Source organism: Candidatus Endowatersipora endosymbiont of Watersipora subatra (assembly GCF_964026585.1).
Lineage (GTDB): Bacteria > Pseudomonadota > Alphaproteobacteria > Rhizobiales > Rhizobiaceae > Pseudahrensia.
The window spans coordinates 517323-533212 of sequence record NZ_OZ032160.1 but is presented as its reverse complement, the minus strand read 5'-3'; the positions used below and the strand labels follow the sequence as shown (position 1 = coordinate 533212).

At 39.6% G+C, this 15890-nt stretch carries 10 protein-coding genes and 2 pseudogenes; 7 read left to right on the top strand and 5 right to left on the bottom strand.

What is annotated here, in order from left to right; translation table 11 throughout:
• Nucleotides 1-37: 37 nt before the first annotated feature.
• Nucleotides 38-1053: pseudogene (ubiA, locus tag AAGD37_RS02490) on the bottom strand (4-hydroxybenzoate octaprenyltransferase).
• A gap of 41 nt (nt 1054-1094) precedes the next feature.
• On the opposite strand from ubiA, the gene purD reads away from it, so the two are divergent.
• On the top strand, nt 1095-2405 hold the full coding sequence (gene purD / locus AAGD37_RS02485) for a phosphoribosylamine--glycine ligase (RefSeq protein WP_341759997.1): 1311 nt from the start codon (nt 1095-1097) through the stop codon (nt 2403-2405).
• Nucleotides 2406-2490: 85 nt separating this feature from the next.
• Nucleotides 2491-3786: a UDP-N-acetylglucosamine 1-carboxyvinyltransferase gene (gene murA, locus AAGD37_RS02480; protein WP_341759996.1), complete on the top strand. Its 1296-nt coding sequence runs from the start codon at nt 2491-2493 to the stop codon at nt 3784-3786.
• 22 nt (nt 3787-3808) lie between these two features.
• On the opposite strand, the gene ettA is transcribed toward murA, so the two are convergent.
• The 3 genes from ettA to AAGD37_RS02465 all read right to left on the bottom strand — a co-directional run bounded on the left by ettA (nt 3809) and on the right by AAGD37_RS02465 (nt 7594).
• Entirely contained in the window at nt 3809-5455 is a 1647-nt protein-coding gene (gene ettA / locus AAGD37_RS02475) for an energy-dependent translational throttle protein EttA (RefSeq protein WP_341759995.1), read from the bottom strand.
• Between the two features lie 92 nt (nt 5456-5547).
• Nucleotides 5548-6465: a 4-(cytidine 5'-diphospho)-2-C-methyl-D-erythritol kinase gene (locus AAGD37_RS02470; RefSeq protein ID WP_341759994.1), complete on the bottom strand. Its 918-nt coding sequence runs from the start codon at nt 6463-6465 to the stop codon at nt 5548-5550.
• A 112-nt stretch (nt 6466-6577) separates the two neighbouring features.
• Nucleotides 6578-7594 (bottom strand): polyprenyl synthetase family protein, encoded by a 1017-nt coding sequence (locus AAGD37_RS02465; protein ID WP_341759993.1) that lies wholly within the window; start codon nt 7592-7594, stop codon nt 6578-6580.
• A gap of 437 nt (nt 7595-8031) precedes the next feature.
• Here AAGD37_RS02465 and AAGD37_RS02460 point away from each other — a divergent pair, with 437 nt between their 5' ends.
• From AAGD37_RS02460 to gyrA, 5 genes and pseudogenes are all read left to right on the top strand, one after another.
• Nucleotides 8032-8787 carry a tRNA1(Val) (adenine(37)-N6)-methyltransferase gene (locus AAGD37_RS02460; protein ID WP_341759992.1) on the top strand — a complete coding sequence of 252 codons (756 nt, stop codon included), beginning with the start codon at nt 8032-8034 and terminating at the stop codon, nt 8785-8787.
• An 85-nt stretch (nt 8788-8872) separates the two neighbouring features.
• The gene (locus tag AAGD37_RS02455; protein WP_341759991.1) at nt 8873-9751 is read left to right on the top strand and encodes a S49 family peptidase; all 879 of its coding nucleotides are present in this window, start codon (nt 8873-8875) and stop codon (nt 9749-9751) included.
• A gap of 57 nt (nt 9752-9808) precedes the next feature.
• Nucleotides 9809-9979 carry a hypothetical protein gene (locus AAGD37_RS02450; RefSeq protein WP_341759990.1) on the top strand — a complete coding sequence of 57 codons (171 nt, stop codon included), beginning with the start codon at nt 9809-9811 and terminating at the stop codon, nt 9977-9979.
• Between the two features lie 75 nt (nt 9980-10054).
• Nucleotides 10055-10993, top strand: coding sequence for a glycine--tRNA ligase subunit alpha (locus tag AAGD37_RS02445; protein ID WP_341759989.1), 939 nt, complete (start codon nt 10055-10057; stop codon nt 10991-10993).
• 313 nt (nt 10994-11306) lie between these two features.
• A pseudogene (gene gyrA, locus AAGD37_RS02440) lies at nt 11307-13940 on the top strand (DNA gyrase subunit A); the annotation flags it as partial.
• Nucleotides 13941-13954: 14 nt separating this feature from the next.
• Here the strand turns inward: gyrA and aspS are convergent.
• Nucleotides 13955-15730 (bottom strand): aspartate--tRNA ligase, encoded by a 1776-nt coding sequence (gene aspS, locus AAGD37_RS02435; protein ID WP_341759988.1) that lies wholly within the window; start codon nt 15728-15730, stop codon nt 13955-13957.
• Between the last annotated feature and the right edge of the window lie 160 nt (nt 15731-15890).

The following is a 15890-nucleotide window of genomic DNA, read 5'->3' as shown; positions in this document are numbered from 1 at the left end:
GATTGCACCTTAAGTTTTGTTTAAAGAATTTCATATTTCACAGGAACTTGATCAGTATATCAATCAACAGACCAATAAAGAGTATGAATCCAAAATCACTATTTGACTGAAAAACCTTCCAACATTGAGACGCATTATCGATATCAAGACGTATTAGCTGCCAAATCATATGTCCTGTACCAATAAAAAGCCCAAAATAAGAGAACCATCCAGCCTTTGCATATACATAAGCCATGAAAAAAAACAGTAAAGCAAGTGCATAAAGAATGAGAATCGCTATTTTTGTTTTTTTTTAAATAATAAAGCCGTTGACTTTACGCCAACGAGAATATCATCCTCTTTATCCTGATGTGCATAAATTGTATCATAACCGATTACCCAAAAAATAGATCCAATATAGAGAAAGTAAGCTGACGTAGATAATGAGCTATACAGAACGGCCCATCCCATTAACCCACCCCAAGAAAAAGCAAGACCCAAGATCAACTGAGGCCAATAAGTCACCCGTTTGGCGAAAGGATATAAGGCTATGATGACCAAAGATATTATTCCTAAACACATAGCAAAACTGTTAAACCTTCTACCCAGGCAGCAAAGAGCTAACAAAATTAAAGCTCCTATTATTGCTTGCAGTAATAAAAAATACTTTGCCTGACTTTTTTTCACTCTACCTGACGAAATGGGTCTGTATACTGTGCGTGTCACTTTCATATCAATATCAACATCCACAATATCATTGTAGGTGCAACCCGCTCCGCGCATTGTGATTGCACCGAGGCCAAAGAGGCTAAAACTAACCGTAGCCCCAAATATAAATGGCCATTCCGGAAGTAATTGGGAACATAAATCTTCAATTTTACCATTTTTCAAGGCTAAAGATAACGACCACCAACAGGGCCAAAGCAGTAACCACCAACCAACAGACCGATCCCAGCGCGCTAATTGAGCATATGGCCATAGAAAATCTGGTAGAATGCGGTAAACCCAGAGATTCATCATTGCATCTTTCATCTGAAAGTTCTTGATTTTTTTTTGTTGAGTCTCAGAATCCATGGCAATCTGGCATTCGATTTTGAAATAAAGTAAGTAAATTTGTGAGTGTAAACACACAGAAAACGGTTGAAAAAATGAATATCCTTCTTATTGGATCAGGAGGTCGCGAGCATGCCCTCGGCTGGAGGATTTCACAATCCCCTAAATGTAGAAAATTGTTTATAGCTCCTGGTAATGGTGGTGTAGAAAATATTTCTGAGCGTATTGATCTTGATATTAGTAACCATGATGATGTTCTCACATTTTGCGAATTAACGAATATTAACTTCGTAGTAATCGGGCCTGAAGCGCCTCTTATTGAAGGTCTAACGGATTCATTACGCAATGCTGGCATTCTAACATTTTCTCCATCGTCTGCAGCGGCTCAACTGGAGGGATCAAAACATTTTACAAAGACTCTATGCGACCAGATGAATGTTCCGACAGCTGACTATCGTTATTTTACAGATGCAGTCAGTGCTAAACAGTATGTTGCTCATACCCCTATTCCACTTGTTATCAAAGCTGATGGTCCAGCGGATGGAAAAGGTGTAACGGTCGCAAAAACTCTTAAAGAAGCCTATATTGCTATTGATTCTTGTTTTGATGGGCTGTTCAAGAAAAGCAAATCGAAGGTCATTATTGAAGAATTTCTAACAGGAGAAGAGGTGTCAATGTTCTTTCTATGTGAAGGAAGGGATGCTATCCCTTTTGGTACGGCTAAGGACTACAAGCATGTTGGTGACGGTAATACTGGACCTAATACCGGAGGAATGGGAGCCTATTCCCCCTCACCTCTTGCTAATGATGCAATGGTTAATCAGGTCCTAAACTCAATTATTTTACCTAGTCTTCAAGGTTTATCCGATTCAGGGATTTCTTTTTCAGGTATTTTGTTTGCAGGACTTATAATTGGAGATGATGGTCCTAAATTAATCGAATATAACACTCGTTTTGGAGATCCAGAATGCCAAGTTTTGATGATGCGGCTGCAAAGCGACTTGCTAACAACTTTACTGGACTGTGCACAAGGACGTTTAAAAGAGGTCACTCCTATTTGGTCTAATAAAATTGCCCTTACTGTTGTGATGGCAGCTTCTGGTTATCCTAGCCTATACAAAAAAAACAGTCAAATTAAGGGTCTAGAAAATATTGATCATGATAATGTTCATGTTTTTCATGCAGGGACAGAGCATATTAACAATCAGATTCAAGCAATTAGAGGGCGCGTCCTGAATGTAACTGCATTAGGAAGAACCTTGTTAGAAGCCCAAAAAAAAGCCTATGATTTTGTCAAAAAAATAGACTGGCCTGAGGGATTCTACCGAAGAGATATTGGTTTTCAGGGCATTCAAGAAAAAGAAAACAATTAAGTACATTCCTTTTTAGGAACTAGTTTTCTGAAGAATCATTTTGATTTTCTAAATCCTATTTTAGGTTCAGCGTCAGAGGTTATCTATGGATAAAATTCTAATTCAGGGAAATAGTGTCCTTAATGGTATTATACCTATTTCTGGAGCAAAAAATGCAACATTACCACTGATGATAGCTTCTTTATTGACTCATGAATCCTTGATTCTTGAAAATATTCCGCGCTTAGCTGATGTATTCGTTCTTCAATCTATCTTATCAAATCACGGTGTTGACTACCATGTTATGGATAATCAAACTGATGGCTCTAATCTAACAGGTAGAAGGGTAAAATTTTGCGCTGCCAAAATTGTTAACACAATCGCTCCTTATGAGCTGGTACGGAAAATGCGAGCTAGCTTTTGGGTCATTGGTCCCCTTTTAGCACGGATGGGTGTTGCTACGGTTTCACTCCCAGGTGGATGCGCTATCGGAACTCGCCCGATTGATCTGTTTGTTGAAAGTCTCAATGCACTTGGTGCAAAGATTGATATCGATTCTGGATATATAGTTGCCAAAGCACCCAAAGGGTTACAAGGTTCTTACTACTGCTTTCCTAAAGTCTCTGTTGGTGCTACTCATGTAATGATGATGGCTGCTAGCTTAGCAAACGGCGAGACAATTATCGAAAATGCAGCTCGTGAACCGGAAATTTCTGACTTAGCCGAATGTTTGAACAAAATGGGAGCAAAGATTACTGGTATTGGAACGTCCAAACTCATCATAAAGGGAGTATCATCATTGCACGGAACAACCCATACAGTTTTACCCGATAGAATTGAAACTGGAACCTTTGCCGCTTGTGTTGCCATGACAGGCGGTGATATTTTTCTTAAAAATGCGCGGTCTTCTTTATTAAAGCAGGTACTTGATGTTCTGGCTACGAGTGGTACTTGCATTCAAGAAGACAGTGATGGACTGCGTATATCCAGAACTGATTCTATCATTCAGCCCATTTTAGTTAAAACTGGTCCATTTCCTGGATTTCCTACAGATTTACAAGCTCAATTCATGGCATTGGCAACACGCGCAGATGGTGTTTCTCATATTAAAGAAACGATATTTGAAAACAGGTTTATGCACGTACAGGAACTTACAAGGCTCGGCGCTAACATATCTGTGAACGGACAAACTGCAAGAGTCATAGGTGTGAATAATTTATCTGGAGCTCCAGTTATGGCTACTGATCTTCGTGCATCAATGTCTCTTGTTATCGCTGGTCTCGGCGCTTCAGGTGAGACTGAAGTACACAGAGTTTATCACCTAGATCGTGGCTTCGAACTTTTGGAAGAAAAACTATCCGCTATTGGTGCAAACATTCGACGGGTAAGAACTTCAACTTAAGGGTAGTAAAACTTTATTCGTCCTAACGATTTAGCGATTTGAAATGAATTCGTTTAGGAGTGCTTGACTTTGCTTTTTTACTAAAGCGAGCGATTTTACTCTTTTCATAGTCCTCAAAATTCCCTTGAAACCATTCAACATGTGAATGCCCTTCGAAGGCTAGGATGTGCGTGGTTAACCGATCTAGGAACATCCTATCATGAGAAATAATAACTGCACATCCGCCAAATTCCTCGAGAGAGGTCTCTAGAGAAGAAAGAGTCTCCGTATCTAAATCATTGGTCGGTTCATCTAGCAATAGAACATTTGCACCAGACTTAAGCATCTTAGCAAGATGGATACGGTTACGCTGACCACCGGAAAGCATTCCTATCTTTTTCTGCTGATCACCTTTTTTGAAGTTAAACGAGCTCACATAGGCACGACTATTTATTGTATGTCTGCCAAGTTTGATCAGTTCTGCGCCGCCGGAAATTTCTTCCCAGACAGTTTTACAAGCATCAAGAGAATCCCGATTTTGATCCACATATCCAAGTTTTACGGTTTCACCTATCCGTATGGTTCCACTGTCTGGCGTTTCTTCACCTGTAATCATTTTAAAAAGCGTGGACTTGCCTGCACCATTAGGCCCGATAATACCAACAATGCCACCAGCAGGTAGTTTAAAATTTAAATTCTCAATCAGTGGGCGCTTATCAAATCCTTTACTGAGACAGTTCGCTTCAATTACGATCTGTCCTAGACGTTCTGCTACTGGAATAAAAATTTGGTTATCCGTTGGCTTTCGTTCATTAGCAGCTTCAACGAGTTCATGATATTTATTGATACGAGCCTTTGATTTCACCTGACGAGCTTTCGGAGATTGTCCTATCCATTCTCGCTCGCGATCTAACTGACGCATACGGGCATCTTGCTCACGTCCTTCTTGAATCATCCTTTTTTTCTTTTTCTCTAGATAAGCTGAATAGTTCCCTTCATATGGAATACCATGACCTCGATCCAGCTCCAGAATCCAGTTGGTCACATTGTCCAAGAAATAGCGATCATGAGTCACCATCACAACCGCTCCTTTAAATTCTCGCAAGTGTTGTTCTAGCCAAGAAATAGTTTCCGCATCCAAGTGATTCGTAGGCTCATCCAGCAGAAGCAAGTCAGGTTCAGATAAGAGTAGACGGCATAATGCTACACGGCGACGCTCGCCTCCTGAAAGAAGTTGAACTGGCATATCAGTATCAGGGCACTGCAGGGCACTCATAGCGGCATCAACTTTGATATCCAAATCCCAAAGACCTTCAGAGTCAATTTGATCTTGCAAAGAGGCAACCTCATCTGAATAATTCATCATTGATTCATTGTAGCGTTCCAAGAGTGCGGTCTTATCGGCTATACCATCCATCACATTTTCACGAAGGGTCTTCCTACTATCTAACTCAGGTTCTTGCGCTAGATAGCCAATCTTAGTTCCTTCTGACGACCAGGCCTCACCTGAAAAGTCCCTATCAATCCCTGCCATAATTTTAAGCAAGGTCGACTTACCTGAACCATTCGGCCCTAATACCCCAATTTTAGCATTCGAATAAAACGATAATTGCATATTATCGAGAACCTTCTTTCCTCCTGTGTAAAGCTTGTTTAAATTCTGCATATGATAAATAAACTGAGAAGCCATAGAACTCTTTCAAGGAAAAAAACGGTTTGTCTGAATGATCTTCTACTCTATTAATAGGAAATCATCTTGAAAACAAGCTTCCGCGCGATATTCTACATTCTACCTTTCTTGATGTGAAAATTTTCTTCAACTCGTTGTGTTCGTGTTTGCGTATATTGAACCCACCATTGCGGATATTGGGAAGCGATTGCAATTCGGGCTTGTTGAGCATCTTCAGGCTTAGAAAAAATACCAAAACAGGTTGGACCAGCACCAGACATTCTAGAAAGCATCAGTCCAGATTGTGAGGATAGAGCGTCAAGACACTTACAGATCTCAGGCATTATATTCTTTGCAACTCTCTCAAGAGAGTTGTGACAACAACTCAGATACTCAACAAGATCAAATGAATTTGTAAAGATAGGGATCGATTTTAGTTGCATCTCTCTTAAATTTTTTTTTGGGGGGGAGAGATCCGGTTTTTTGAAGACATCCGCTGTCGATAAACCTCGTCCTGGATTCACGAGCACAAGTGACAATGAAGGCAATAAAACAGGCTGGATTATTTCTCCAATACCAGAAATATAAGCAGGAATACTAGAGAGACACATCGGTACATCTGCTCCTAATGTTAGTGCACGTTCTTCCACGATCGCTTTATATGAGTTCATTTTCCAAAACTTCGTCAAAATACGAAGAGTTGCAGCAGCATCAGCTGATCCTCCTCCAAGACCTGAAGCAACCGGTAGTTTTTTTTCCAGATGTAAAATTGCATGAGCTTTAGGACCTGAAGTCATCTTATAAAGCATTTTGGCGGCTCGCCAGACTAAATTGGATGATGAAACAGGCAAATGACAAGCAAAAGGACCGGTAATCCTCAGTCTAAGGCGCTGGCGCTGCGAGGGAATCACAGTTATCCGGTCCCCTACATCGCAAAATACAACAAGCGTTTTCAAAAAATGATATCCATCTTGGCGTTGACCAAGAATATGAAGATAAAGGTTGATTTTAGCTGGAGCAAAAGCGAACAATGATATCTCCGAAACTTAAAGGATTGACTCTCAAGAAATAAAAGGAAGCATAATCTTTTTATCTGCCTTATAGGCTTAACAGGAGAAAGTGATGACTGATGGGCAATGATTCTTAATTGATACGACTTACACAAAATTCTACTACATCTAATAAAGCTTGCTTACGCATACTTTGTGGAAATTCTGACAAAGCATCACGGGCAATTTTTCCGTAATGTCGCGCACGTTCCACTGTATCAGAAATTGCACCATGCTTACGAAGCAAAATCATAGCTTCATCCATTTTATCAGCACAGGTTGCATCACTTTCCATAGCTTTTTTCCAGAATTTACGCTCGCTTTCACCACCGCGGCGATACGCAAGCAATACTGGTAATGTGATTTTACCTTCCTGAAAATCATCACCTATATTTTTTCCAAGATTATCCTTTGAACCACTATAGTCAAGCGCGTCATCTACCAACTGAAAAGCAATACCGAGATTAAGGCCATAAACTCGGAAGGCATCACGAACATTCTTATCTGATTGAGCTAAAATAGGACCAACCTCGGCAGCAGCAGAAAACAAGGTAGCGGTTTTGGCTTGGATCACGACGAGATAATCATCTTCCGTTGTTTCCATACTTCGTGCAGAAGCCAGTTGCATTACTTCACCCTCTGCAATAATCATAGAAGCCTTCGATAACAATTTAAGCGCATCCAGTGAACCCACATCAATCATCATCTTGAACGCTTGTCCCAGAAGAAAATCTCCAACTAGAACACTAGCCTGATTGCCCCAGACTATACGAGCTGTCTCTTTTCCCCGCCGCATATCACTTTCATCAATCACATCATCATGCAATAGCGTTGCTGTATGCATAAACTCAATACTTGCAGCTAGATTGATATGACCATCACCTTGATATCCGCAAAGCTGAGCAGCTGCGAGAGTCAACATGGGCCGTAAACGCTTTCCACCTGAACTAATCAGATGCTTTGCTATTTGGGGGATCATGGGTACATCAGAATTAGTTTTTGAGACTATAAATTGATTGACACGCACCATATCATCAGCAGTTGATCTTACCAAAAGATCGATGCTGGCAGCAGTTTCTCGTGCATGGCTCAGCGGCAGAACACTATCCATTTATTTGACTTAGACGTATTAGAAACTTAATACACTTCATCCCTTTTTATACAAGTAATATCAAGTCTTATTGAGTGAGTATTGACACTGTTTTTAGGGATCTGAGCATTATCAATTTGCTTGTATTATTATATGGAACCGTTTATAATTTTATGATTATGAAGTATTGGGCTTTTCAAAAATCAAGTTTATGTTTTCGTCATTTTTTCTTAAATAATATGATTTTAGGTTAGCAGCTCAATCCTCTCCTCTTTACTCATCAAAAGCTCAGTTTACATTGAAAGATGTGATATTCTGATCTTAGACATGAAAATATTCATTTCAAGTACTGTTACAATCACTGTTAGAAAAGGCAATAACACTGTGATAAATGAAATGGTTAGAGATTAACTCATTTTTTTGACTACTTGATTAAAGATATGGATTCTTGAAATTTGATGAATGGTGATAACATCACCAAGGACGCATTTCTAGATGGTGCGTTTTTTGTTCTCCAGCCTGCATCCGGCGCACACCGGAGCGGTATTGACGCATTGTTGCTTTCTGCTAGCGTATCACAAAAAGCAAAGGGGTTGCTGGTAGCAGATTTGGGTGCGGGTTGTGGAGTTGCTGGTTTAGCCGTAGCCCAACGTAATCAGTTGACGAGTGTAGATCTCGTCGAGGTTGATCCAACTATGGTCAGTTTAGCTCTGAGATCACTCAAACTCCGTGAAAACAAACATCTTGGGAATAGAGTCAATGTTATATCTGCTGATGTACTAGCATCAGGAAAAGATAGAAAAATCAATAAATTAATAGATAATAAATATGATCACGTAATTGCAAATCCACCTTATAATACCACCAATTTTCACGCATCTGATTATACATTAAAAGCCAAAGCTCATGTGTTGAAATCTGGAGGTTTAGAGGGATGGTTCAAAACGGCTACTTCAATTTTGAAATCTTCAGGTCAGTTCTCTGTTATTCTTCGCCCAGATAGCTTATCGACGGCTTTGAATGCTCTTACTGGCCGGATGGGGAATATTTCTGTTTGTCCAATTCATGCAAAATCTGGAGAACCGGCTAGCAGGATAATTATTACTGCAACAAAAGGATCACGAGCTCCCTTTCAATTGATGAGCGGTAAAATTTTACATAAAAAATCAGCATGTTATGCGCTATGGGCTGAAAATATATTCAGGGGTCGATAACAGTAAATGTAACAATTTAGCTTGCAATCTAGTTGTCAACGTCACATGTAGGTCTGCTAATATTAATTAAGATAGAGGAATAGATTTGGCTCTTTTTTTTAAAAAAATTCTTCCTAAGAAACTCCAAAAAACCACTACTACTATACCAGTAGTTAAGCTTACTGGTGCCATTATAGCAAATAACTCACAATTGAGGCCTGGGCTTAATCTGACATCATGTGCTGAACAATTGCAAAAAGCCTTTGAAAGAAAAAATAGCCCTGCTGTTGCAATTATTATTAACTCACCAGGTGGATCACCAGTTCAATCTCGGTTGATATATCAACGTATTCGTGATTTATCTTCTGAATATAACAAAATTGTTCATGTATTTGTTGAGGATGTAGCAGCATCAGGTGGATATATGATTGCATGCGCAGGTCATGATATTACAAGCGATCCTTCTAGCATTGTCGGGTCAATTGGCGTCATCTCTGCTACATTTGGTTTCGAAGAGGCGATTGATAAAATCGGTATCAGGCGACGCATTTATAGCGCTGGAAAAAATAAATCCATGCTGGATCCTTTTCTACCAGAAAAAAAACAAGATATTGCTCGATTAAGAAAATTGCAGTTGGAAATCCACGATATCTTCATCAATTTAGTGAAGGAAAGTCGAGGCGATAGATTGATTGATACGAATAACGAGCAATTATTCACTGGATTTTTCTGGACTGGACTCCAAGGTAAGGACCTTGGACTCGTTGATGCGATTGGTGATATTCGAGGATCTATCCGATCCCGTTATGGTGAAACAGCAAAGCTGAAATTTATCGAGCCTAAAAAAAGCCTCTTTGGACGTCGTTCCATGATCTCAATGTCAGGAGTTCTTGGTATAGGATCTGAAAAAATCATCGCACAGGCTGCAGATGGATTCCTATCAGCACTTGAAGAAAAAGCACTTTGGTCACGTTTAGGCCTTTAATTTTTATCTTCAAAGATTATCCTGTCAATATAAATATAAGCAGGGGGAAGTGTTAAAATGGTACAATTAATGACTGCCGTTCTTGTCAGCAGCCTTGCAGGTCTTGCTTACTCATCTTTTTGTAGGTACATAGCAGCTATCCATCAAGATAAGCGTGATAAGAAAGACACTCGACCCACTGAACTGGAAGAAGATCCCGTGACAGGTGTTTATAAGCCTAAAAAATGACCATCTCTTTGTATGAGACTAAGGTTCAATTTATTTAAATTTTTAAATTAAAAAATCTGTAAAAATAATGCTATTATGAGATATGCCTCTCAACATTCATTCCAAGAATTGATTCTAAATCTACATCATTATTGGAGAGAGTATGGTTGTATTCTTCTGCAGCCCTATGACATAGAAGTGGGGGCAGGGACATTCCATCCATCAACGACTTTAAGGGCTTTAGGGCCACAAAAGTGGAATGCAGCCTATGTTCAACCATCACGTCGACCAAGAGATGGTCGCTATGGTGAGAATCCGAACCGTCTGCACCATTATTATCAATATCAGGTGTTGTTAAAACCATCTCCGCTTGACATTCAGGAAATTTATATTGGCTCATTGAAAGCTATTGGCATTGATCCAGGATTGCATGATCTCCGTTTTGTAGAAGATGATTGGGAAAGCCACACCTTGGGGGCGTGGGGGCTTGGATGGGAAGTATGGTGCGATGGCATGGAAATATCACAGTTTACATACTTCCAGAAAATTTGTTGTCATGAATGTTCTCCTGTTTCTGGAGAACTAACTTACGGTCTTGAACGGTTGGCTATGTATCTTCAGAATGTCGATAATGTTTATGATTTAAATTTCAATGGGGGGCTTGGCAATGAACGTATCAGTTACGGAGATTTATTTAGGCAAACCGAACGTGAATATTCACGTTGGAATTTTGATGTCGCTAACACAAATACCTTGCTTAAACATTTTGAAGATGCTGAACTAGAGTGTGGCCGAATTCTTGATTCTCATCCCATTGATCCGAAAAAAGGATATCCTATCGTGATGGCTCATCCGGCCTATGATCAGTGCATTAAAGCCAGCCATATTTTTAATTTGCTGGATGCCCGTGGTGTCATTTCAGTTACTGAGCGCCAAAGCTATATTTTACGTGTTCGAACTTTATCTAAAGCCTGCGGAGAAGCCTTTTTAAAGACAGAAGCTAGTGGAGTAAAAATACATGATAGTCTCTTATAATCAGTTTCTAAAAAATGACAATCATTCTTAAGAATGAACTCTCAAATGATTTGAATGTAAAATGTTCCTTTATTTAGTTTTTAATTTCAAAAGATAACGCAAATACCATTGCATATTTGCTCTGTAATCGAAGATCTTATAAATTAAGAAATAAGTAATGATTCTCTACTTTTTCCTTGAAAGGGCTATTCTTTTGGTCGCTGAATACATTCCAGAAAATAAAATTTCACCTGTTGAAACGGGTGATAACATTAGATCTCAATTAAATGATAAAAATGTAGCAGGATATCAATCAATCTCTATAGTTGATGAGATGCAGCGCTCTTATCTCGATTATGCGATGAGCGTTGTAGTGAGTCGCGCTTTGCCTGATGTCCGTGATGGACTTAAACCGGTTCATCGCCGTATTCTCTATGCAATGCACAAAATGGGACTAGATAGTTCAAAAGATTATCGAAAATCTGCGGGTGTTGTCGGTGAAGTTATGGGGAAATTTCATCCCCATGGTGATGCTTCTATTTATGATGCACTGGTGCGGATGACACAAGATTTTTCTATGGGGGCTCCCTTAATCGACGGACAAGGAAATTTTGGTTCTATCGACGGTGACAGGCCTGCAGCAATGCGCTATACAGAATGTCGTCTAGAGAAAATTTCTAGTGTTCTTCTTGCTGATATCGAGAAAGAAACGGTCCCTTTTCAAGCCAATTATGATTCTCGTGAACGCGAACCCATCGTATTGCCCGCATCTTATCCTAATTTGTTGGTTAATGGTGCAGGAGGTATTGCAGTTGGCATGGCAACCAATATACCCCCGCATAACCTTAACGAAGTTATCGCAGGATGTTTAGAACTTATCGATAATCCGAAGACGGAACTGAACCGTCTATTGGAACTCATTCCGGGACCAGACTTTCCTACCGGGGGTCAAATATTAGGACATAGTGGAATTCGCTTAACTTATGAGAAGGGTTATGGCTCCATATTGATTCGTGGGAAAGTGAATATCGATACTTTGGTCGGAGGGAGACAGGCAATCATTATCACTGAGATTCCTTATCAAGTAAATAAGGCAACAATGGTTGAGAAGATTGCAGAGCTCGTGCGTGATAAACGTATAGAAGATATTACTGATATCCGAGATGAGTCTGATCGTCATGGATATCGAGTTGTGATCGAGCTACGCCGGGATGCAGTAGCTGATGTAGTATTAAACCAATTGTATCGGTTCACGACACTTCAAACATCGTTTAGTTGTAACATTGTTGTCTTGAGTGACGGTAAACCCCTTCAGATGAATCTCATCGATCTTCTAAATGCTTTTATCTCTTTTCGTGAAGAGATAGTGACACGTAGGATAAAATATCTTCTCCATAGAGCTCGTAATCGTGCGCATATTTTAGTGGGTCTTGCAATTGCTGTCGCTAATATTGATGAAATTATTGTTCTCATTCGTTCGGCATCGGATTCTTTAACAGCACGATCTAAATTAATGGAACGCCGTTGGCTCGCTAAAGATATGGGACCATTAGTTACATTAATTGATGATCCAAGATACCACCTCAGTGATGAGGATACTTATCTTCTCTCTGAAGAGCAAGCCCGTTCTATTCTTGATCTCCGTCTTCAACGTCTCACTGCCCTTGGTGGAGATGAGATTGCTGATGAACTGAATGATATTGGTATAGAAATTCGCGATTATCTTGATATTTTATCTTCACGTATCCGAATTCAGTCAATCATCAAAGATGAACTGATCGCTGTTCGTAATCAGTTTGGTATGCCAAGAAAAACAGAAATTATTGATTGCGTTTTTGATGTTGATGATGAAGATCTTATTGCTAAAGAAGAAATGGTTATTACTGTTAGTCATAGCAGTTATGTCAAGCGAGTTCCTTTAGTAGCCTATCGTTCTCAAAAACGTGGAGGCAAAGGTCGCTCTGGTATGAGCACGAAAGACAAAGATTTTGTTACCCATTTATTTATCGCTAATACACATACTTCAGTGCTCTTCCTTTCATCAAGGGGGCTTGTCTACAAGTTGAAGGTTTGGAAATTACCTTTAGCTCTCCCGCATGCAAAAGGCAAATCATTGATCAATTTTCTACCATTGGAGCCTGGAGAGAATATGACTACAATTATGCCGCTTCCAGAAGATGAAAATTCTTGGGAAAATCGTGATGTGTTATTTGCGACTAAGTCAGGTAAAGTACGACGGAACAAATTATCTGATTTTACAACGATCAATAAAAATGGTAAAATAGCCATGAAATTAGAGGATCATGATGAAATCGTTAATGTTGCAACATGTTCAGTACATGATGATGTCTTACTTACAACTGCGATGGGTCAGGCAATACGGTTTACTGTTTCTGATGTTCGTGTTTTCTCTTGTCGTCACTCTGTCGGTGTACGAGGCATTCAGCTGGGAAAGAATGATCATGTCATTTCAATGGCTATTATCCAGCATTTTGATGCTAACGCATCTGAGAGAATTACATATCTGAAGCAAGGAGATTTGAATCTCCATAATTTAAATTTAGAAGAAGATATTGCTTCTGTCAGCGCTAAAGAGGTCAAAAAAACTGAGTATGATATCAATATGGAGCGCTTGAGTGCCATGAAAACATCAGAGCAATTCATTTTGACGATCACCGAAAAGGGTTTTGGAAAGCGATCTTCTAGTTATGATTTCCGAGTTTCCAATAGAGGTGGAAAAGGTGTTAAGATAATAGATCAATCTAAAATTTCTGAAATTGGTTGTTTGGTTTCAGCATTTCCTGTCGATGATACAGATCAGATTATGCTGGTATCTAATACTGGCCAATTGATCCGCGTTCCTGTTGATAATATCCGTATAGCTAGTCGAATTAGCAAAGGCGTGCGTGTTTTTAGAACAACAGGTGGAGAAAACGTAGTCTCTGTAGAGAAGATTCATGATTCAGATTTATAAAGTTAACTTTATGAAATCAATCGTATATGCAGATCACTTAATTGCTTTTTATCTACATCACTGGGTGCATCCATCAGAAGATCCTTTGATTGTTGATTCATAGGAAACATGGTGACCTCACGTAGATTTTTAGCACCACAAAGTAACATAACGATTCGGTCTATGCCAGCAGCCATACCACCATGAGGTGGCGCTCCATATTGAAAAGCGCGATAAATTCCACCAAAATGCTCTTTGACTTTATCTTTTGAAAGACCAACGATCTCAAAGGCTTTGACCATAATATGTGGAAGATGATTACGAATACCACCTGATCCTATTTCAAAACCATTACAGACTAGATCGAACTGCATCGCAGAAATAGAACAAGGATCTTTGTTTTCTAAGGCCTTAATCCCACCTTTTGGCATTGAAAAAGGGTTATGAAAAAAATTGACTTTTTTATTCTCTTCATCCCACTCATAGAATGGAAAATCAGTAATCCAACAAAACTCATAGCTGTTTTCGTCAATTAACTTAGCATCTGTTGCCGCCTTGTTTCTTGCTTCAGCAGCAAAAGATATAAAATTTTTGGGAAGACCAGCTATAAAAAAGACAGAATCACCAATCTCAAGACCAAGTTTCATTCTTATCGATTCTGTTCTCTCTTCACCTATATTTTTAGTAATGGGACCGGTTGGCTCCAATCTTCCTCCTAATTCACGCCACAGGATATACCCCATTCCGGACTGACCCTTTTTCTGGGCCCATGAATTCATTCGATCGCAATATTTTCGACTTCCTCCTCCTTTAACAGGGATAGCCCACACTTCTACATTAGGATCGCTTTCAATCATTTCTGAAAAGACTTTGAGATCTGAGTCACGAAAAAACTCTGTCATATCCTGCATCTGAATAGGATTTCGTAGATCAGGTTTATCGGTACCATATTTACGAATTGCTTCCTTGTAAGGAATACGCGGGAATTGGGGTGTTACTCTCTTCCCTTCAGCGAATTTTTTAAAACAGTCCTTTAAAATTGGTTCGAATGTTATCCAAAGATCTTCTTGTTCAATGAAGCTCATTTCAAGGTCGAGTTGATAAAATTCTCCTGATAAACGGTCCGCTCTTGGATCTTCGTCTCTAAAGCAGGGTGCAATTTGAAAATAACGATCGAATCCAGAAATCATGATTAGCTGTTTATATTGTTGTGGGGCTTGTGGTAGTGCATAAAACTGCCCTGCATGTATACGGCTTGGTACTAGAAAGTCACGAGCACCCTCCGGTGAAGAAGCCGTTAGAATGGGTGTTGAGAATTCATTAAACCCAGCCTCATGCATACGGGAGCGAAGATCATGAATAATATTTTGACGGCGTATCAAATTACGGTGTATTGTTTCACGGCGTAAATCAAGAAACCGATATTTCAGACGGATATCTTCAGGATAGTCAGGTTCACCAAAAACTGGCAGTGGAAGATCAGATGCTCTCGAAAGAATTTTCATACTGATTGCACACACTTCAATCTCACCCGTTGGTAAGTTAGGATTTCGAGTATTAGGAGTACGGGATTCTACATAGCCATCAATCTGAATAACCCATTCAGGTCGCACCTTTTCTGCGCTGAGAAGCCCATCGCAATCAGAATTGACAACAATCTGAGTCATGCCGTAATGATCTCGAAGATCTATGAAGAGGACTCCACCGTGATCCCTGATTCGATGCACCCAACCCGATAGACGGATCCTCATGCCAACATGAGATGTACGAAGGTCAGCACAAGTATGACTACGATAATGATGCATAAAGAGTTCCTAAAAAATTTGTTGCACAGTCAGGTACTATCATGATCATGATGTCTTTGGCCATGTTAAAGAAAGAAAGTCAAGTCAGTACCGTTATGCATTTTAGAGAGATCTAAAATGATATATCTAAGGTGATCGCATATTCCCCTTATATGCCGAC

Excerpts from the sequence above, each read along its gene's own strand:
- AAGD37_RS02460 (WP_341759992.1), top strand. The coding sequence starts at position 8,032 with ATGAATGGTGATAACATCACCAAGGACGCATTTCTAGATGGTGCGTTT.
- aspS (WP_341759988.1), bottom strand. The coding sequence starts at position 15,730 with ATGCATCATTATCGTAGTCATACTTGTGCTGACCTTCGTACATCTCAT.
- AAGD37_RS02445 (WP_341759989.1), top strand. The coding sequence starts at position 10,055 with ATGAGATATGCCTCTCAACATTCATTCCAAGAATTGATTCTAAATCTA.
- ettA (WP_341759995.1), bottom strand. The coding sequence starts at position 5,455 with ATGGCTTCTCAGTTTATTTATCATATGCAGAATTTAAACAAGCTTTAC.
- AAGD37_RS02450 (WP_341759990.1), top strand. The coding sequence starts at position 9,809 with ATGGTACAATTAATGACTGCCGTTCTTGTCAGCAGCCTTGCAGGTCTT.
- murA (WP_341759996.1), top strand. The coding sequence starts at position 2,491 with ATGGATAAAATTCTAATTCAGGGAAATAGTGTCCTTAATGGTATTATA.
- AAGD37_RS02465 (WP_341759993.1), bottom strand. The coding sequence starts at position 7,594 with ATGGATAGTGTTCTGCCGCTGAGCCATGCACGAGAAACTGCTGCCAGC.